The sequence below is a fragment of the Prevotella sp. Sow4_E9_plate genome, from assembly GCF_052116205.1.
Taxonomy (GTDB): domain Bacteria; phylum Bacteroidota; class Bacteroidia; order Bacteroidales; family Bacteroidaceae; genus Prevotella.
Window position 1 is genome coordinate 15490 of the sequence record NZ_JBQKLN010000021.1, and the last position, 21506, is coordinate 36995.

Consider the following 21506-nt stretch of genomic DNA (forward strand, 5'->3'; position numbering starts at 1 on the left):
AAAGATTATACAAAAAATGCAGCGGAAAACCAGGGAGAGAATCCATACTGGTTTTTCCGCTGCAAAGTTACGGTTTTATTTGCAATCTTTCATTGTGAAATGTAACCAAGAGTTTTTCCTACGTTTCATATAGTCTTGTTTTTGTTACATATTCTTTTTTCTATTGTTTATCATCTTTATTCCTTCATGGCATTCTGCATGTATTCTCTAGGAGAACAGCCGTAGAGGTTCTTGAACATGGTGCTGAAACTTGCGGAATTGGTGAAACCGCAAGCGTACATCACGCCGGTGATGCTCTGCTTGCCATCCTTCAGCAACTTGGCTGCCTGCTGCAGACGGATGTTGCGGATGAAGCTGTGTGGCGTCTGATTGGTCAGCTCCTTCATCTTGCGGTGCAGGTGCACGCGACTGATGCCCACCTTTTGTGCAATCAAGTCCACACTCAGGTCGGAATCGTTGATGTTTTCGTTGATTACCTCCATCACCCTTTGCATCAGGGAATTGTCTGGTGTCTGCATTTCTATCTGCTCTACCTGGTGGTTCTGGCTTTCATTGCCCGTGAACTTGTTGCGCAAAGTGCGGCGCACGGTGAGCAGGTTGATGATGTTGCGGCGCAGGATGTCCATATTGAATGGCTTCAGTATGTAGGCATCGGCACCGGTCTGTAATCCTTCCAGCTGATCTTCTTCACGGCTCTTTGCCGTGAGCAGGATGATAGGCACATCATTGGTGTTGATGTTTGATTTCAGCTTGGCGCAGAGGGTGGTTCCGTCCATTTCCGGCATCATGATGTCGCTGATAATGAGGTCTGGCTTATTCTTCAGAATCTCGTTGAGTGCCACCTTTCCGTTAGGGTAGGTGCGTATCTTGAAGTCGCTGGCGAGCTGGGCCTTCAGGTAATCCTGGATATCCTCCTCGTCTTCCACAATCACGATTTCAGCCTTGTTTCCCCTAGCTGAGGCTGGCAGATTGCCCTCCATATCCGTTGTGCCGGCTGCGCTTTCGGCTTTTTCGGCATTTTCCGTTTCCTTCACCTCCTGTTCCAGCTGTTTCACCTCGGCAAGTTCCAGGTTCTGCTCTTCCTTCACCTCTTCTTCGTCGATGAGTTCTTCGGGTTTCAGATGGTCCTTGCCCAGCGGAATGCGGATGATGAACTCGCTGCCGTGCTCAAACTTGCTCCCCTTCTCGCCCTCGTTGTTGCGGGCTGAGATGGTGCCGTAGTGCAGTTCCACGAGCGAGCGGGTGAGGTCGAGACCGATGCCCGTACCGATGTTGCGGTCGCTAGGGGCGGCAGGAGTCTGGTAGAAGCGCTGGAAGATGGTTTCCAGCTTATCTTTTGGAATACCGATGCCGCTGTCCTTGACGCTGATGTAGGCATGGTAGTCGGTGTGGGTGAGCGAGAGCAGGATGTGGCCTGCCGTAGGGGTGAACTTGAAGGCGTTCGAAAGGATGTTGATAATCACCTTGTCGAAGTTGTTTCGGTCTATCCATACGGGCAGTTCTTCGCTGTCGTGCTGGTATTCGAAGTCGATGTTCTTGGCCAGAGCCTGCTGCCTGAAGAGTTCGTATTCCTCGTTGATGAACGCCACCATGTTGGTCTGGCACATGCGCATCACCATCTGTCCCTTGTCTATCTTTCTCAGGTCCATCATCTGGTTGATGAGGTGGAGGATACGTTCAGAGTTCTTTCGGATTATCTCGTAGATGCCCTGTCGGTGAGGCTCCTTGTCTTCCTTGATGAGCGAGAGCAGCGGCGTGATGATGAGCGTGAGCGGCGTGCGGATTTCATGACTGATGTTCATGAAGAACTTGATCTTCGCCTCGCCCATCTCTTCGGCGTGGATGTGCTGCTGCAGGATGAGCAGGTCTTCCATCTGGTGCTTGCGGTGGCGCAGGTAGAGCATGATGGCTGCTATGAGGAGCAGCAGATAGAAGAGCTTTGCCCAGATGCTGGCATACCAGGCTGGGTGAACGATGATGGTGAACTCCTTCACCGGTGTTTCGTAGCCGTTGCAGATGGCCTTGATGCGGTATTTGTAGCTGCCGGGAGCCATGTGCGAGAAGGCAAGTTCGTTCTGTCCGGCTGGCACGGTGCGCCAGGCATCGCCGTTGATGCTGTAGGCGTATCTTATCTGCTCCACATTATTATAGGTGAAGGTAGAGAGCTGCAGGGAGAAGGTGTTGTCATCGTGCGAGAGATTGAACTCCCGTGCCACTGTTACCCAGCTGTCCGTGATGGTATAGCTGCCCGACTCCATGCCTGGTGTCACTGTCTTGTTGTTGACCACGAAGCCCGAGATAACCACCTTTGCCTGCCATGGATGCTGCTTTACCCGGTCGGCCTGGAACCAGTTGATTCCGCCAGAGCCACCCACCAGAATCACCTTCTTATCCTGGGTGGTGCATATGGAAGCATCGCTGAACTCGTTGCTCTGCAGTCCGCTTTCGTTATAAAACCTGATGATGCTGCCATCCTTGGGGTTCAGCCTGTTGAGTCCGCTGTTGGTACCCAGCCATATTTTGCCCTTGTTGTCTTCTGTGATACTCGCCACACCGTTGTCGGTGAGTCCTTGGGCTGTGGAATAATGTTTAGGCTCTATTCCCTTTCTGAAGTCGAAGCAGAAGGCTCCATCCTCGGTGCCATACCATACGTGGTCTTTGCTATCTACAAACACGCAGTGCGAAAAACGGTTCTTGTTCAGGCAGTTGATGCCCTTGAAGGTGGAAACCCAGCTGTTTCGCTTGCGGTCGAGGCACGCCAGTCCCACAGAGGTGGCTATATACACGTGGTTGCCATCCTTTGATAAGGCCATCTTGACGAGGTAATCGTTGGGCAGGCTGTTGACCTTGAGGTTGTTATCTGCACCATATTTAGCCTTGTAGTTCCTTCGGCTTCCGTCTTTCTGCAGGCAGAAGAGACCTTCGCCCATGGTGGCTATCCAGATGTTGCCCTGTGGGTCTTGCTTGATATCGAAGATGCCCACCGACTTGCTGATGCCCAAATCAACAGGGTGGAAGCTTCCGGCTGCATCCATATAGCCCAGACCGTCGTTATAGGTTCCCACCCAGGTTCTGCCCTGCTGGTCCTTACAGAGGGTGAGCACGGTGCTTTGGTTTAGGAAATGCCCCTCTACGCTGCAGGTTGCTATATTAAATAGGTATAGGCCATCCTTGTCAGTACCCACCCACACCTGGTTGCCCTGGTTGATGCTGAGGCTGGTAACGCAGTTTTCTCCAATCACGTTGCGGTTGCCTAGGCGGAAGCCCATGTAGTTGAAGTCGTTCTTTATGTTGCTCTGCATGAACACGCCTTTCTGCAGCATGCTCACCCAGATGTTGCCCTGATTGTCTTCTATGATGCTGGTTATCTTGCTCTTGGCCAGGTTCACCAGTCGGCTGAAGAGAGGGTTATCCTGCAGGAATCCGGTCTGAGGGTCATATACATAGATGCCCAGTCCGTCGCTGCCGATATAGAGCTTGTTGTTGCGGCTGATATAGATGTTGTCGATGGGCAGGTTTCCGATGCTGCTGATTCGGGTAAAGACGTTGCTTCCTGCCCTGAGCAGATGTACGCCCTGGTTCTTGCTGGCGAGATAGATGTTGCCCAGGGCGTCCTGCTGGATATCCTGTGCGTTCACGCCTTCGGTACCGACAAAGTGGGAGGTGACTCTACCATTTGTTTCTTTGCGATACAGTCTTCCGTCTTCGGTGACAATCCAGAGTCTGCCCAATTTATCTTCCAATAATTTGTTGATGTATTTCAGTTTTTCCACTTCACCCTTCATTGCATGGCATACCTGAGCATCCGACTTTTTGAGCAGGATGCCATATCCGGATGTTCCAACGGCAAGATCCTTGTTTCGGAGTCTATAAACCAGGGTTACGTATGTGGTGAGTTCTTTGCCTTTCGAGTCGAACATAGGGATTTTTCGGAATCCACTTCCCGTAAAAGCCAGCAAAGAGTTGTTGGTTCCTAATATAATATATCCCTTGTCATCCTGGGTGATACTATTGATGTAGTTGCTGTTCAGCCCTTGACTATTGGGCAAATCTTTCTTCATGATAGAGATATGGTAACCATCGTAAGCATTCAGTCCGTTACGGGTAGCAATCCAGATAAAACCACTCTTGTCTTGGAACACTTGTGTGGCAAGATTGCTTGATAGTTGATTGTCTGTATTGAACAGTTTACCGCTCTGCCCCAATGACGGGAGGATAGAGAAAACTGATAGAATGAGTATCAGAAGGATACTTTTCACGACTAAGTGGCATTGTGTATTCATTGCTAGTTTAATCATTATTGGTTTATCAAGCGAGCTTATTGCTAGCTTTTTCTGAGTGCAAAAATAGTGTTTTTTTTTGGATTATTCAAGTAAAAACAAGGATTTTTTTACTTTGAGTGAAGAAAATGTTACATGTCGTAAAGTATTTGTTACATCCTGCAAGCGATTAGAAAAGAAATCGTTACTTGTAATAAAGTACATATTATATAATAGCAGTATCTTTGCAACTGAAAAAAAGTTTGTTTTTTTAATAGGTTAGGTTTAATAGTTAGGTTTATTAATAGTTAGGTTTACTAACGTTTAGATTTAATTTGGTTTATAACATTCAAGATATCATGTTGCTATAGGCTCATGATTAATTGGTTTTCTAAGAATGGTGCGTAGTGATTACGCGCCATTCTATTTTACAAAATATGATAGAATCTAAAAACAACAACTAGATATGAAAAAGAAAATAATACTTGGCTTGGCGATGACCATGGTGTCATTGCTTGGCAATGCGGCTGACAATCTTTCTGCCCTGCATGTAAAAGGAAAGAACCTTGTCGATGCCACAGGTAAGACGGTTGTCTTGCATGGCGTAATGGATACGCCAAACCGATACTTCAACGGTTGGAGATGGCAGCAGTGGAAGGCTGACTATTCTGAAGCCGACATCCAGCCTTGCTTGGAATATTTCTCTAAGCAGTTTGCTGCTATTACCGACAAGGAGCAGGGAGCTTACTGCACCGTGTTCCGTCTGCACATGGATCCTTGCTGGACCAACGATCCATCGAAGAAGGCAGAGAATGAGGCTGACATCTCGGCGTTCAGCATGGCGCGTTATCGCCTATATCTCCAGAAACTTTATATACCATTGATTAAGGATGCCATCGCTCATGGGCTTTACGTCATCGTTCGCCCACCTGGCGTCTGCCCTGGCGACATCAGCGTTGACGACAAATATAATCGCTATCTGAAGGCTATATGGAAAGCTTTTGCTGCTGATGAGTATATCCAGCAGAACTCTGGATTGATCTCCATCGAACTTGCCAACGAGCCGGTGAGGGTTCATCTGAGTGATGGATCTAATTCGGATAAAGCATTGCATGATTACTTCCAGCCGGTGGTGGATGTGATTCGCGAGCAGGGGTTCAAGGGAATTATCTGGGTTCCGGGTGCAGGTTATCAGAGCCAATATCAGAACTACGCCAAGTATCCTATTACCGATAGCGAGGATAATTTCTCGTATGCCGTACATGTATATTCCGGCTGGTATGGCAACATGACCGACAAGAACTGCAATCACGATACCTTTATCCGCAACTTCAAGAGTCAGGTGCCGATGGTAGAGACAAAGCCTATCATGGTAACGGAGATAGACTGGAGTCCGGAAGATCCTGACAAGGCGAGTGAAGGTCACTACAACGAGTGGGGACAGTGGATACAACCTAACCTGGGAAGCTGGGCAACAGCATCTACCTCGAAATGGGGATTGGCATGGAAGGCTGTTCATGACCATTTCGGCAATATCGGCATGACCCTTACCCATCCGCAGGAGTACTATGACATCGATGAGTATCTGAAGACCGGCAAGGTGATTCCGGGTTTCCAGAATGCCAAGAAGCACAATCTCTTTGAAGAGTGCTGCGGCTATGCCTGTATGAACTGGTACAAAGAATGGTACATGAAACAAACAGACACGGGAATTGAGCAAAAAGTGAACGATGCTGAGGTTGTCGCCACCTATTATTATAATATAGCTGGTGAAAAAGTGAATAAACCTCAAAAAGGTGTCTATGTAATAAAACAAGTGTTAAAAGCTGGTAAGATTCGTTCTTTTAAAGTTTGTTATTAACGGCAAAGTATCTGTTACAAGAGACAAAGTGCATCTGAAATGAAACAAGTATCTTTGCACCCGTGAATAGACAATCATATAAAATGTGAATGCATAAACTATAAAACATAAATCAAAAATGAATAGAACATGATTGAACAAGTGTTAACAATGAAACGGACAGCAGCCTTATGCTTGGTGGGAGCTTTCTGCAGCCTGAATGCTCAGGCACAGAATATCCAGGTCAAGGGTAATCTTGTTGACGGTACAGGTGAGCCTCTGATAGGTGCCACTGTAAAAGTGAAAGGTAATGCCAGCGTCGGTGCGGTCACCGACTTTGATGGTAATTTCAGTATCAGTGTTCCTTCAGAGAATTCTACCCTGGTATTTACATACGTGGGTATGAAGGCCAAGGAAGTAAAGGTAGGTACGAAGAGAGAGTTCAAACTTACTCTTGAAGACGACAATGCCATCGGCGAAGTTGTAGTTGTTGGTTATGGTCAGCAGAAGAAGGCTTCTGTCGTAGGTTCCATCACCCAGACTACTGGTGAGGTTTTGGAGCGTGCAGCTGGTGTTAGCGACGTTGGTTCAGCCTTGACAGGTAACCTCCCAGGAGTTGTTACAATCCAAGGCAATGGTATGCCTGGTGAGGAGGAACCTCAGATTATCATCCGTGGTTCTAGCTCATGGAACAATTCCGACCCTCTCGTTCTCGTTGATGGTATTGAACGTCCTCTGAGCAGCGTGGACATCTCTTCTGTGGAGAGCATCTCTGTACTGAAGGATGCTTCTGCTACTGCAGTCTATGGTGTGAAGGGAGCCAATGGTGTCATCTTGGTTACCACCAAGCGTGGTCAGGAAGGCAAGGCTAAGATTGACGTTGGTTTCAATGCTACGTTGAAAGCTCCTTCTAAGTTGCCTAATAAGTACGACTCTTATGATGCGTTGATGCTTCGCAACCAAGTGGTAGAGCGTGAACTGGGCATTTATCCTGAAGGTGTTTCATATCTTCGTCCTCAGTCTTTTATAGACAACTATCGAAACCAGACTACGGAGGAGCAGCGTGAACGTTATCCCAATGTGGATTGGCAGGATGCACTTTTCAAAAAGTCTGCAGTGTCCTATAATGCCAACGTGAACGTGAGTGGTGGTACAAAATTCGTTAAGTACTTCGCTTCTGCTGATTTCGTGCATGAGGGTGACCTCTTCCGTGAGTATGACAATGGTCGTAATTACAACTCTGGCTATGGATACAATCGTATCAATGTTCGTAGTAACTTGGACTTTGCCATCACAAGTAGCACTACTTTGAAGGTAAATGTGGCTGGTAGCAATGGCGTAAGAAAAGCTCCTTGGAGTAACATGAGCAATAGTGAGTGGCAGATTGGTCAGCAGTGGGCTGGTGCTTATAGCATCGCCCCAGATGTGTTCTTGCCACAATATTCTGACGGCACATGGGGATTCTATCCAGCTGCTTCCAATGTAAGTAACTCTGCACAGAATCTTGCTATTGGTGGTACAGCACAGGCTACAACCACTCGTATCAATACAGACTTTACCCTTGAGCAGAAATTGGATTTCATAACCAAAGGCTTAAATTTCCGTGGTACTATCTCTTGGGATAATGTTTTTGTTGAGACAGGACGAGGTATCAATGACTTGTATAATGATGCCCAGACTAAGTATATTGATCCTGAAACAGGTCAGGTTACTTATGGCAAAGAACTTGAGGGACAGAATAAGTTTGATTGGCAGCAAGGTGTGAACTGGACAACGGAAGGTGGTTCTGTAGATAATAACCAGACTGTTCGCAACCTCTACTATCAGTTGCAGCTCAACTGGGCTCGCAAGTTTGGACAGCATGATGTATCAGCCATGGGCTTGTTCTCACGTCAGGAGAATGCACGTGGTAGTGTGATGCCAACTTACCGTGAGGACTGGGCATTCCGTGCAACCTATAGTTATGCAGGTCGTTATAACATCGAGTATAATGGTGCCTATAACGGATCAGAAAAGTTCAGCAAGGACAATCGTTTTGCCTTCTTCAATTCTGGTGCTATCGGATGGACCATCACTGAGGAAAACTTCATGAAGTCTCTTCGTGACAAGCACATCATCGATATGTTGAAGTTCCGTGCTTCCTATGGTGAGATTGGTGATGACAACTTAGGTCCAGACCCATTTGATTCTACTCGTCGCTGGTTGTATATGAGTCAGTGGGCGTATGGCGGCAAGACTACTATGGATCTTGACCATACAGAGAGCATCTACACATGGTATCGACAGAACACTCTTGGAAATGATAATGTGAAATGGGAAACAGTTAAGAAAACCAACTTCGGTATTGATTATGGTTTCTTGGGAGGCTTGATTACTGGTTCTTTGGATTTCTTCTGTGATCGTCGTAATGACATCTTGATTTTCGGCTCCAACCGTTCTGTTCCTTCTTATTTCGGAACGACAGCACCTACTATTAATAAAGGTAAGGTTCGTACTAGTGGTTACGAGTGGGAATTGAAACTTAATAAGGTGTTTGCTAATGGCTTGCGACTCTGGGGTAATTTCAATATGACCCATGCCAAGAATAAGGTAATTTTGAAGGATGATGCCATCCTTACTCCAAATTATCAAAAGGAGGCAGGATTTGCCATGAATCAGTATCGCTCTTATATAGATAGGGGCTTTATCAATAATATTGATGATTTGATAGGTTCTCCGGCGCACGACTCCAATGACAATCACCGTTTGGTTGGTGACTATTACATTGTTGATTTCAATGGTGATGGTGTAGTTGATAGCAAGGACTCGGCTCCTGTAGGTTATAGTAGTAGTCCGCAGAACACCTATAATGCTACTATTGGTTTCGAATGGAAGGGGTTCTCTGCTTTCGCTCAGTTCTATGGAGTAACTAATGTGACCCGTGACGTAGGATTGGGAAGCTTTGGTAATAAGCTTGATAATGTTTATGATATTGGTACTTGGTGGAATAAGAATCAAACCAATGCAGAATGTGTCCTCCCTCGTTGGGGTGCCACTGCTTCAAGTTACTTCGATGGTACACAGTATATGTATGATGGCTCTTACATTCGTTTGAAGAATGTCGAGATTGCTTATACCTGGACCAAGGGTTGGATTAAGGCATTAGGCGTAAACTACCTCAAGATTTACTTGAATGGTAATAACCTCTGGCTCTGGACTCGTATGCCTGATGACCGTGAGGCAAACCTCGGTGGTGGTGGCTGGTTGGGAGCATACCCTACGGTTCGCCGCTTCAACTTAGGTGTTAAATTCTCATTGTAATTATAAAAAAAATATTCAGATGAAAAATAAGATAAAGACATTATTGTTGACGGGATGCGTCTCGCTGGCTCTCGGTACTTCGCTGAGTTCTTGTCAAGACTACTTGGACAAGGAGCCAGACTCAACAGTTTCTGCAGACGATGCCTTTGCCAATTTCCGTAATTTCCAAGGTTTCGTTGAGGAAATATACAACTGTATCCCTGATAAAGAGAAATGTAACTATTGTCCTTCATGGAACTGGGGTGATGATGAAATCTTCAATCCTGAGGCTGATAATAGAATGACCCATCAGGTTGATTTAGGTAACTTCCGTGCATGGGAAACTACTGGTAACTGGCTAAAGCGTGATGGTTCTTCTACTTCCACAGATAAGTTCGCACACGGTATTTGGAACCATGCGTGGTATTGCATCAGAAAATGTAATCTCGGTTTACAGAATATCGACAAGTTTGTGACTGGAAGTGCTGAAGAGAAAAAACTGATAGAGGGTCAGCTCTATTTCTTCCGTGCATGGTGGCATGAGGAAATGATGGAGTATTTTGGTGGTATGCCTTATGTGGATACTTATCTCGATGCCAATGCCGAGCTGAATTTGCCACGCCTTTCTTATCGGGAATGCGCTGATAAAGCGGCAGCAGATTTCCGCAAGGCTGCCGATTTGTTGCCTATTAATTGGGATAAGACTTCTGCAGGTGCTGCCACACAAGGTAAGAATGATCTTCGCATCAATAAGATCATGGCTCTTGGTTATCTTGGTAAAACCTATCTTTGGGCTGCTAGTCCTTTGATGAAGAATGGTGCGCAGACTGGTGCCAGCAAGAATGGCAAGACTTATGATTATGATCAAGAATATGCTAAGAAGGCAGCTGAGGTTTTTGGTGAACTGCTCTCTCTTGTGGAAGCTGGTCAGACACAATATGCATTGGCAGAGTTTAAGTACTCAGACATCTACAATCATGAGAAATCTTCTGATGCCAATAGCTGTTTTTCTGATATATTCTATACCAAGAAGCAGAACTGGAAAATGCCAGGAACGGTTGAAGCTATCTTCCGTGGTCCATCTGCTGATTTCAATGGCTCTAACTGGAACACCTCTAAGGTCTTTGGCCCTAAGGTACAGAAAGTCGTTGCTCATGATAATGTCATTCACCAACCTACGGCCAACCTTGTAGAGGCTTATGGAATGGCTAACGGAGAACCGATCTATTTGGTTGAGAATGGTCAGTATGTACTTAATCCAAAGTCTGGTTTCGACCCTGCCCATCCTTTCAAAAATCGTGATCCCCGTTTCTACCACGATATCGTCTTTGATGGTTTTAAGTATTTGAACGGATCACCTGGTCAGTATGCAGATTTACAGTATTGCCAATTATATACGGGTGGTAATATGCGCCCAGTAGCAAATGCAAGCCGTACGGGTTATTTCATTCAGAAGTTGGTGCCTCATACTTGTAATGAAGTGGATAAAGATTACGACTGGGGTGCAGCTTTCCACTGCTATTTGCCATATATGCGTCTTGCAGACATATACTTGATGTATGCAGAGGCTTGTGCTGCATTCGGTGGTGCTTCTGGAAAGTCTTCAAACTTTGGTAAGACCGCAGAAGATGCAATTAATACTCTTCGCGACCGTTGTGGTGCTGGTCATGTTGCTGCAGAATTTGTTGCAGACAACCATAAGTTCATGGACGAGGTTCGTCGTGAGCGTGAGGTAGAACTTTCTTTCGAAGGATTCCGTTTTTGTGACTTGCAGCGTTGGTTGCTTCTGACAGAGGCACCATATAATCAAAAATTCTCACAGGAGTTTGACCGTGTGGAAAGTGCTGACTTCTTTAAGAATCATGATCCTAAGGACGCTCAGGTTGCCAATTATCGCAGAGAGTTGATATTGACTCGTAATTTCGGTACCAAGCACTATTGGTTCCCATTGCCAATCAAGGAGACTCAGCTCTATCCAGAGTTTAGACAAAATCCAGGCTGGTAAGGTTTAAAATTATAAATTAGTAATACTAAATGAATAATGATAGTATGAATTCAATATTCAAATCATATAATTATAAGCTTTTTGTAGCAAGTCTTGTGGCTTTGGCTCCTCTTGGTGCCAATGCCAAGACTGCACAGACAAGCGAATCCGACACAGCCAGTGCCGACAAGGAGATGGTTCAGGTGGCTTACCGAAAGGTAGCCAAGGATGACCTCTTGGGCGGTGTGTCTGTAGTCGATGTAGAGAACTTGATGAAGAAGAACTACCATACTTATAGCCTCGACAATATGCAAGGTTATGTAGGTGGTTGGAATGGCAATTCTCTCTGGGGTATGGATGCCGACAACGCTGGTTATCTCGTCTTGGTAGATGGTGTGCCTCGTGAAGCTAACAACGTTCAACCAAGTGAGATTGCACAGATATCTTTCCTCAAGGGTGCGCAGGCTGTGGTGCTCTATGGTAGCAAGGCTGCCAAGGGAGCTGTAGTCATAACCACCAAGCGTGGTCATAATGATGGCTTGAAGGTCGAGGTGCAGGCTAATGCAGGTTTGAATGTAGCAATGTCTTATCCAGAGTATCTTTGCAGTGCAGAGTATATGACTCTCTATAACGAGGCTCGTCGTAATGATGGTCTGTCTGAACTTTATTCTACTGAGGACATCTATAATCATGGAGCAGGTTTGAACCCTTATCGTTATCCTAATCTCGATTTCTATTCTTCTGATTATCTCAGAAAGATGAACAGCCGTTATGAGGCTACTGCAGAAATCAGCGGTGGTGGTAAGCGAGCTCATTTCTATAGCAATATCAACTATTATCGCCAGGGCGATTATATCAAGTTTGGTGAGGCAAAGAATAATAATACCCAGCGCTTCAGCGTTCGTGGTAATGTGGATATAGACATTACTGATGATATTAAGGCTTGGGTCAACTCCAGTGCAACCTTCTATGATTCTCATTCTGCAAAGGGTAATTACTGGGATGCTGCTGCTACTTGGCGTCCTAATTTTCCACAGAATGCAGCTCCTCTTATCTCTACAGATATGATAGCCCCTAATGCTAAGGCTGCTTGGGACTTGATGAGCGTTGCGAAGTTGGTTGATGGCAAATACTTCCTTGCTGGTACTCAGGCAAACTCCTCTAATGTTTTTGCTGATATCTATTCTGCAGGAAGTAGTAAATTTACTAGTCGTCAATTCCAGTTTGATACGGGTGTCAATATCAACTTGCACAAGGTGTTGAAGGGCTTGTCTTTCGAGACTCATTTCGCAGTTGACTATGCCACCTCTTATAATACTTCTTTCGATAATAGCTATGCTGTTTATATCCCAACATGGGCTAACATCGATGGCAAGGATATGATTGTCGCATTGAAGAAGGAAGGTGAGGATAAAAAGTCTGGCAACCAGAACATCAGTGGAAGTACAGATAACCAGACCATGTTTTTCTCTGGTCAGTTAAACTACAACAATACTTTCAACAAGGTTCACAATCTGTCGGCAATGTTGATAGCTTCTGGCTTCCAGCAGTCGAAGTCTGGACAGTATCATAAGAACTCTAGTGCCAATCTTGCATTCGATGCTTCTTACAATTATGCCCAGAAGTATTACGCAGATTTTGGATTAGCTGCCATCCACTCTGCCCAGTTGGCTCCAGGTCATCGTGAGGCTCTCTCACCATCACTTTCTTTGGGTTGGAGACTCAAGAATGAGTCTTTCTTGAAGAATTCCAAGGTGGTAGATGACATGATGATTAGTGTATCAGGTAGTATTATCAATGAGGATATTGATATAGCAAATGGTGACAATCGCTACTATCTCTATCAGAGTATTTGGACTTCTGATTACGGCTATGGATGGTATGATGGATCTGGCGATAAATACACCTATTCAAAAAGAGGTGAGAACAAAGACCTTGATTTTATCAAGCGCAAAGAGTTGTCTCTGAATTTCAAGACATCCTTGTGGCAGAAATTGGTGACATTGGATGCAAGTTTCTTCATCAATTCGATGGAGGGTTATATCATCTCTTCGCCAACATTCTATCCATCTCATTTGAATACTGGTTATCCTGCGGCTTCGTTTATGCCTGTACTTAATTACAACAATAATCGAAGAGTTGGATTTGATTTCGCAGCCAACTTCAATAAGAAGGTAGGTGATGTGGATCTCTCACTTGGTGTGACAGGTACTTACTATACAACCAAGGCTACCAAACGAGATGAGAACAACGTTGAGCAGTATCAGAACAGACAAGGAAAGGCACTTGATGGCATTTGGGGCTACAAGAGCGCAGGTCTCTTCCAAAGCGAGGAGGAAGTCAAAAATTCTCCAGACCAGAGCTATTTTGGTGGAACAGTTAAACCTGGTGACATCAAGTATGTGGATGTAAATGGTGATAATAAAATTGACCAATACGACCAAGTCTTCTTGGGTAAGGGTGGTTGGTACGGAGCACCATTCACGCTTGGTGTCAATCTTACAGCTAAGTGGAAGAACTTTACCTTCTTCGCTCTTGGTACCGGTAACTTCGGTGCTTGGGGAGTCAAGAATAATTCTTATTGGTGGGTAAAGGGCGATAGCAAATATTCTGCTGTAGTTCGTAACCGATGGACAGAGGAAACCAAAGAGACTGCAACCTATCCTCGTTTGACATCTCTTGATGGTAACAACAACTTCCAGACATCAGACTTCTGGATGTACAAGACAGATGCATTCCGCTTGGCTAAGGTCCAGATAACTTACGACTTGCCTAGTACTTTGTTCCAAAAGACATGGCTTAAGGGGTTGTCGGCATACGTAAGCGGAGCTAACTTGCTTACCATTTCAGGAGAGCGCGAAGTTTTAGAGATGAACGTTGGGTCTGCGCCTCAGACACGCTATTATAATATAGGTGTGAAGGCAACATTCTAATCATTTTAAAATGTAGAAAGAAATGAAAGTAAAAAATATATTTATATTAGCAGCAATGTCGCTTACTTTGGCTTCTTGCTCAGATCTCTTCGAGCCTGCAGAGGAAAACAACCGTGGCTTGGATGAGATTTACAATGAGCCAACATACGCTCAGGGACTATTGGGATATGGTTATGCGATGCTTCCTTACAATACCAAGAGTGTTACTGATGTTGCTACAGATGACGCTGTAAGCAATGACTTGACAAATGGCTTTCTCAAGATGGCTACAGGTTCTTGGACTGCTAATAACGATCCTATGTCTAAATGGACAAATGGTCGTGCTTGTATCCAATATCTCAATATCTTCCTTCAGGAGGTAGATAAGGTAAACTGGGCAAAGGACGAGAATGCCCGTAAGATGTATTGTGATAGCCGTAAAGGTGAAGCTTATGCTTTGAGAGCTCTCAACTTGTATTATCTTTTGATGAATCATGGTGGATGGACAGCCGATGGCAAATTGCTTGGCGTTCCTAATTTGACAGAACCAGAGACTTCTACTGATGATTTCAACAAGCCACGTAATACATTCCAAGAGTGCTTGGATCAAATCTATAGCGATTTGGACGAGGCTGCCAAGCTTCTCCCTCTTGATTACAATGATTTGACAGATGATAACGATGTTCCTGCCAAGTATAAGGAAATCGGAGTAAAGACCGCAGGAGACTACAACCGTGTGTTTGGTACCATTATGCGTGGTCGTATCAGCGGTCGTATCGCTGAGGCTATTCGCTCACAGGTATCTTTGCTTGCAGCTAGTCCTGCTTTCTCTGAAGGTACAAACGTGGATTATGCTAAGGCTGCTGACGATGCAGCTACCGTTCTTGACCGTATCAATGGTGTGAATGGTTTGTCTGCTACAGGTAATAATTGGTTTATGCAAACCAGGGAAATCGATGCGCTTGGCTCAGGTGCTTGTCCTGCTGAAATTCTTTGGCGTGGCAGTCGTACCAATGGTTCTGATGACTGGGATCTTGGTCTGAACCAAGAATCTGATAATTTCCCTCCGTCTCTTTATGGTAAGGGTAGAATCAACCCAACTCAGAATCTGGTCGATGCATTCCCTGCTGTAAATGGTTATCCTATCACCGATGCTCGTTCTGAGTATGATAAGTTGAATCCTTACAGCAATCGAGATCCTCGTCTTGACCTTTATATCATTCATGATGGTAGTACTTATAAGGGAAAGACCATTCATACAGACATTACGACGGCTAATAACAATGATGGTTTGAATAAGATTTCCAATTCTACTCGTACAGGCTATTACATGAAAAAGCTGTTGCGTGAGGATTGTAATCCTGACCCTAATGCAAAGAATGCTCAGTATCATTATCCTGTGTATATTCGCTATACTGAGATATTCCTTGATTACGCTGAGGCTGCCAACGAGGCTTGGGGACCACAGGGTAAGGGATCTCACAACTACTCAGCTTACGATGTAATCAAGGCAATCCGTGAGCGTGCCGGAGTTGGCGAGTTTGGCGAGGATCCATACTTGGATGAGTGCGCTGGTAGCAAAGAGAAAATGCGTGAGTTGATTCGCAACGAGCGTCGTTTGGAACTTTGTTTTGAAAATAAGCGCTTTAGTGACCTTCGCCGTTGGAAAGCTCCTCTAAATGAGGCTGTGCGTGGTGTTGAAATCACTTCAGAGGCTGGTGTCCCATCATACAAAGACATGAAGGTTGAGGATCGCAGCTATAAAGATTACATGTATTACGGTCCTATACCACAGAGCGAAATGTTGAAGTGGAGCAACTTGCAGCAGAATAAGGGCTGGGAAGTAAAAAATAACGACTAATATTTAAAATGATGAAAACAATGAAGATAAGCAAATATTTGTCCATGGCTGCATTGGGAATCTTGGCTTTAGGCTTTAACTCTTGTGAGAATGGCGACCAAGAATTTCCTGATTATGAGGGCGGTACTACTGTATATTATCCTTATCAGTATATCGAACGTTCTGTAGTTTTAGGCAATGATGAGAATCGAGATAATACGGATGATAACAATCATGTATTGTATATCGTATCTACAATGGGTGGAGCATATAATGGAAAAAACATCACATTGAATGTAGATGTTGATAATTCATTGTGTGACAATCTGTATTTTGAGGATGGTGTCACTCCTGTAAAGCCAATGCCTAGCAATTATTATACAATTCCTACCAAGACGGTTGCGTATAATGGGAAATTGCAGGGACGTCTTCAGGTTAAGTTGGAGGATGCTTTTTTTGCTGACCCTGATTGTGCAAAGAATACATATGTGATCCCAGTTCGCATCAAGGAAATGGTGGGAGCCGATTCTATTCTTTCGGGTTCTCCTGCCGTTGCAGGTTCAACTCCTGTTCGTACTGATGCTTCAGCTTGGTCTGTTGTTCCTAAGGATTATATCCTTTATTGCGTTAGGTTTATGAATCCATGGGATGGCTATTATTTCCGTAGAGGAACTGACAAGATTACAGAGAATGGACAAACTAAAGAGGTAAAGCGTGAAGGTGCAACTCTTGAAAAGGATGAAGTGAGTCGAATTACAACCAAGAGTTTGAAGGAATGTAATTTCGAAGTCTCTGTAAATAAAGCTGACGGCTCTAAGGTCACTTGCAACTTGAAACTTACGTTCGATGATAATGGTAATTGTACTGTTACTTCTGATACAGAGGGCATGACTGCTTCTGGTTCAGGAAAGTTTGTTGAAAAGGGAGCTAAGTTGGCTTGGGGTAACAAGGATCGTGACATCCTGACTCTCAATTACAAGGTTGATTTCGGTTCTGGTATTGCATTGGAAACATCCGATCAGTTCGTTGCCGAGACTCGTGGTAACACCAATGGTGTTGTTCAATTCAGTCCTCAGTATATCAAGAAGTAATATTCTTGATAGATAAGTGTCATTCTAATAATTTGATTATTATGAAATTGAAAAATATTAATTTAGGTTTAGGCTTGATGGCTCTCTTGGCTTTGTCTTCTTGTGCTGATGACAAGTTCTCGGAGTACAGAACTGATATGACCAAGAATTTGAAGGATTATCAGTATCTGAATAACTACGAGCCTTTGAAGAAATACATGGAAGATATGAAAGCTGCCGGCAAGTGCAATCCCGACTTTAAGTTGGGCATTGCGCTCGAAGCAGCCGAATTCAACAAGCAGGGACTTGTATATTGCCTTGCTGGTAGCAATTTCAATGAAATGACTGCTGGTAATGCCATGAAAATGGCTTCTTGTGTGAAAAATGATGGCAGTATGGATTTTTCGTTAGTCAAGGAGTTCGTCAAGAATGCGCAAGATGCAGATATGACGATTTATGGTCATACGCTGGCTTGGCATGCTCAGGCAGCCAATAAGTACCTCAAAAATCTTATCAAGGATAAGGAGTTGCCACCTGATCCAAATGGTGGAAACAAGTACTTGGAGATTGCTTGTGGCGAAGCTGGTGCCAATAAATGGGATAAACAGATTAGTTATGTGTTGCCTAAGGCATTGGTTAAGGGACAAAGTTACGTGATGTCCGTTAAGGTAAAGGCTTCGGATGGTGGAACTTTTGCTGCTTGGCCTATTTGGGAAGCAAGTGATAATAAAAACCAATGGGGTGGTAGTAATGATGTGCAGTATATGGCTGATTATGACATCACTAACGATTATTCTACTTTGACTTGGGAGTTTACTGCCAATTTCCCTATTGATAAGCTTCAGTTTGTGTTTGGTAACGTAGGAGGAACCATTTCTTGCGATGACTTTAAGTTGACGAAAGCTGGTTCTGATGAGAATCTTATTGAAAATGGAGACTTTGCAAAAGAGTCGGCTCATGGTTGGAACCAGACTGGCTGTAGTAACATCAAGGTGGCTTCTGCAGCCGCATCTGTCGCGGTAGAACAACTAGTTAATGAGCAAACCTATACTGATGGACCTTTCCCATTCTATGCTATGGGATGCGAACCACCTGTTGTGAATGGTGCTATCCATTTTGTTCCAACAGGAGCTTGGTCTCAGTTCTTTGTTATGCCAGGTAGCAACAATACGCTATCTGAGGGTAATTATGTGGTTTATCTTGACTTGTCTGCTTCAAAGGATGCTAGTGGAGTAGAATTGACTATGCAGAATGGTTGGGGTGCCAGTGATCAGGCTATTACTGTAAAAGTACCTGTTTCTGCTGGTCGTCATAACGTAAAACTTCAGATGCCTAATATTGCTGGAGGTAATTATGATATTATCTTGAAACCACAGACTGCAGATGCTACTTTGGATGTACATTCTGTTCAGGTTTGTCAGGTCAAGAATCTCAACTCCATTCCTCTCACCGATGAAGAGAAGAAAAATGTTCTTACCACTGCCATGGGAACTTGGATTGATGGTATGATGGAGGCTACTGATGGTTATGTTACATCTTGGGATGTTGTGAACGAGGCCCTTTCTGGTGACGATAAAGATGGTGATGGCAAGTACGACTTGCAGTCTGCTAAACGAGGCAACGTTTCAGCTGACGATGCAAAGAACAATTTCTACTGGCAGGATTATCTTGGCGACCTCGACTATGTTCGCTTAGCCGTGGCTGATGCTCGCAAGAGTTTCGCCGACCATAATGGTGACCCTGAGAAATTGAAACTCTTCATCAATGATTATAACCTGGAGAGTGATTGGGACGACAATGGCAAGTTGAGGAGTTTGATTCAGTGGATCAAGGATTGGGAGGCTGATGGTGTTACCAAGATTGATGGTATCGCATCTCAGATGCATATCTCTTGCTATGCTGATCCTAAGACTCAGGAAAATAAGAAAAATCATATCGTCAAGATGTTGGAGTTGATGAAGGAAAGTGGCAAGCTTTGCAAGATTTCTGAACTTGATATGGGTTATGTCGATGCCGCTGGCAATTCTGTAACTTATGATCAGATGACCGAGGAACAACACAAGGAAATGCGTGACCTCTACACCTTCGTTCTCCAGAAGTACTTCGAGATTATTCCTGCTGCTCAGCAGTATGGCATCACTCAGTGGTGTGCTACAGATTCTCCTAAGGATTCAGGTTGGCGCAAGGGTGAGCCTACAGGTCTCTGGGATCTCAACTATCTTCGCAAGCATACCTATGCAGGTTTTGCTGCTGGTCTTGGCGCTCCTGAATTTTGGAACGGCGCCAAGTAATTACTCTAAAAGACATTAGTTTTAGGTTTTATCATACAAAGATTAACCCAAAAAAGATGTTAGTCGTTAAGGTTGGCTGTGTTGTGATGACACGGTCAACCTTTTTTATATAGTATAAAATGTTGCTTTATTAGGAAATAGATTATTTTATATCCCTTTTCCCTTTTTTCATAAACTATTTGTAACACCACATAAAGTTATAACTGACTTTTTATACTATCTTTGCCAACAGATTAGAGTAACCTCTCAATCTTATAACTGAATTTATTAACTTAATAACAAATTGTGCTTATGAAAAAAGTTATTTACTTTGCTGGCAGCATATCGCCATTGTGGATGATATCGCCAAGACTATCATGACTAACATAACATTCATAGGTATTATGGGTGCTATTCTTTCTAGTGACAAATACTCACATAAATATAAATTTAGTGTAAAACATAAGTTCTATATTAATGTAGGACGATAACAGTTTACGTATGAAAAAGAAAAATATCCAGACCTCCATTTTATCAATGGTCATTGCTGCATGTATGATATCTCATCAGCAAAATGCGCAGGCCGGAGAAAATCAGTCCCTGCAAAATGATTCCGTACCTTATGTAACCATGCCGGACGTATCCCCAAAACTCACTACAGGAGATGGAAATCCCCTGCTGGATTTTATGTTTACAGCGGATCCAACTGCAGTAGAATATAATGGCAGAATTTATGTGTACGCAACAAACGATCAGCAACAATATGATTCAATAGGCGGTTACGGAAAAAACTCCTACGAATACATCAAATCTCTGGTGATGATGTCTTCCGATGACATGACAAACTGGACCTATCACGGAATTATTAAAACAGACAGCATCGCCCCATGGATACAAACATCATGGGCACCGTCGATCGCAAAACGTGAGGAAGCGGACGGCAAGACTCACTTCTACCTCTATTTCTCTAATAGCGGGGGTGGAACCGCAGTGCTGACATCCACATCCCCCATAGGACCGTGGTCAAGCCCGCTGAATCATAGTTTGGTAGACACAAACACTCCCGGCATAGCAGGAGAATGCAAAGCTGCTTTCGATCCGGGTGTAGTCATCGATGACAAAGGAAAAGGTTGGCTGACAGTAGGCGGAGGATGTGCTCGCATTATGCGTTTGGGAAAAGACATGATTAGTGTGGATGGCCCGATAAAGCCCATCAGGGCTCCCCATCATTTCGAAGCTAACGAATTAAACTACATCAACGGCACATACATTTATACTTATAATATAGATTGGCAAGATTTTAGCGACTGGCCTCTCCCGACAGAGAAACCAACCACCTGTTGCATGAGTTACATGACTAGCAAAACTCCGCTGGTAACCAAAAGTTGGAAATACCAGCACAACTATATGAAAAACCCTGGAGATTATGGATTTGACTACAGCAACAATCATACACATCTACACAAATTCCGCGGGAAATGGTATGTATTCTATCACACAATGAGTTTGCAACATAGTTTCAATACAACAGCTGGTTTTCGTAATGTTTGTGTCGATGAAATACAAGTTGACGAGAATACTGTGAATATCCACATGGGTAATCAGACTCTGAAAGGCGTAAAACAGATACAGCCTATGAATCCGTTCATCATCCAGCAGGCCGAAACCACAGCTGCCACACAAGGCGTCAAGTTCACAAATGGAAAAAGCATCGGGGACATGTATGCCGTTACCGTTCCCAACAAGACTGGCATCATTGCTGTCAGAGGTGTGGAATTCAACAAAGTACCTTCCAGCCTGGAAATTAAGGCATCCGGAAACGGAATCATAGAAGTTCGCCGGGATAGGCCGGACGGAGAAGTCATAGCTTCAATCAAAGTTGGTACCCCGCAAATGAAACTCATAGAATCCCAACTTCAAAAGAATATGACAGGCACAATGGACCTCTGTTTTGTCCTGAAAGGAAACAATATCACATTCGACGAATGGAAGTTCAAATGATACCTTCCTGATGACAAGGAGGGTGCATTGCCCATTATGATGCACTCTCCT

Annotated in this window: 9 protein-coding genes; 8 read left to right on the top strand and 1 reads right to left on the bottom strand. The window is 44.2% G+C overall.

What is annotated here, in order from left to right:
• Positions 1 to 176: 176 nt before the first annotated feature.
• The gene (locus ACTQ53_RS09755; protein ID WP_441932867.1) at positions 177 to 4298 is read right to left on the bottom strand and encodes a hybrid sensor histidine kinase/response regulator transcription factor; all 4122 of its coding nucleotides are present in this window, start codon (positions 4296 to 4298) and stop codon (positions 177 to 179) included.
• 427 nt (positions 4299 to 4725) lie between these two features.
• Here ACTQ53_RS09755 and ACTQ53_RS09760 point away from each other — a divergent pair, with 427 nt between their 5' ends.
• The 8 genes from ACTQ53_RS09760 (at position 4726) to ACTQ53_RS09795 (ending at position 21455) form a co-directional block, all read left to right on the top strand.
• Positions 4726 to 6120, top strand: a complete 1395-nt coding sequence (locus ACTQ53_RS09760; protein WP_441932868.1) for a cellulase family glycosylhydrolase — start codon at positions 4726 to 4728, stop codon at positions 6118 to 6120.
• A 150-nt stretch (positions 6121 to 6270) separates the two neighbouring features.
• Positions 6271 to 9399: a SusC/RagA family TonB-linked outer membrane protein gene (locus ACTQ53_RS09765; RefSeq protein WP_441932869.1), complete on the top strand. Its 3129-nt coding sequence runs from the start codon at positions 6271 to 6273 to the stop codon at positions 9397 to 9399.
• A 19-nt stretch (positions 9400 to 9418) separates the two neighbouring features.
• Positions 9419 to 11383 carry a RagB/SusD family nutrient uptake outer membrane protein gene (locus ACTQ53_RS09770; RefSeq protein ID WP_441932870.1) on the top strand — a complete coding sequence of 655 codons (1965 nt, stop codon included), beginning with the start codon at positions 9419 to 9421 and terminating at the stop codon, positions 11381 to 11383.
• 44 nt (positions 11384 to 11427) lie between these two features.
• Entirely contained in the window at positions 11428 to 14295 is a 2868-nt protein-coding gene (locus ACTQ53_RS09775) for a SusC/RagA family TonB-linked outer membrane protein (RefSeq protein ID WP_441932871.1), read from the top strand.
• A gap of 22 nt (positions 14296 to 14317) precedes the next feature.
• Positions 14318 to 16135 carry a RagB/SusD family nutrient uptake outer membrane protein gene (locus ACTQ53_RS09780; RefSeq protein ID WP_441932872.1) on the top strand — a complete coding sequence of 606 codons (1818 nt, stop codon included), beginning with the start codon at positions 14318 to 14320 and terminating at the stop codon, positions 16133 to 16135.
• A gap of 20 nt (positions 16136 to 16155) precedes the next feature.
• Positions 16156 to 17205, top strand: coding sequence for a DUF5627 domain-containing protein (locus ACTQ53_RS09785; RefSeq protein ID WP_441932873.1), 1050 nt, complete (start codon positions 16156 to 16158; stop codon positions 17203 to 17205).
• Positions 17206 to 17246: 41 nt separating this feature from the next.
• A complete protein-coding gene (locus ACTQ53_RS09790) occupies positions 17247 to 19475 on the top strand; it encodes an endo-1,4-beta-xylanase (protein ID WP_441932874.1) in 2229 nt (742 codons plus the stop codon).
• Between the two features lie 480 nt (positions 19476 to 19955).
• The gene (locus tag ACTQ53_RS09795; RefSeq protein ID WP_441932875.1) at positions 19956 to 21455 is read left to right on the top strand and encodes a glycoside hydrolase family 43 protein; all 1500 of its coding nucleotides are present in this window, start codon (positions 19956 to 19958) and stop codon (positions 21453 to 21455) included.
• The last annotated feature ends 51 nt before the right edge of the window (positions 21456 to 21506 follow it).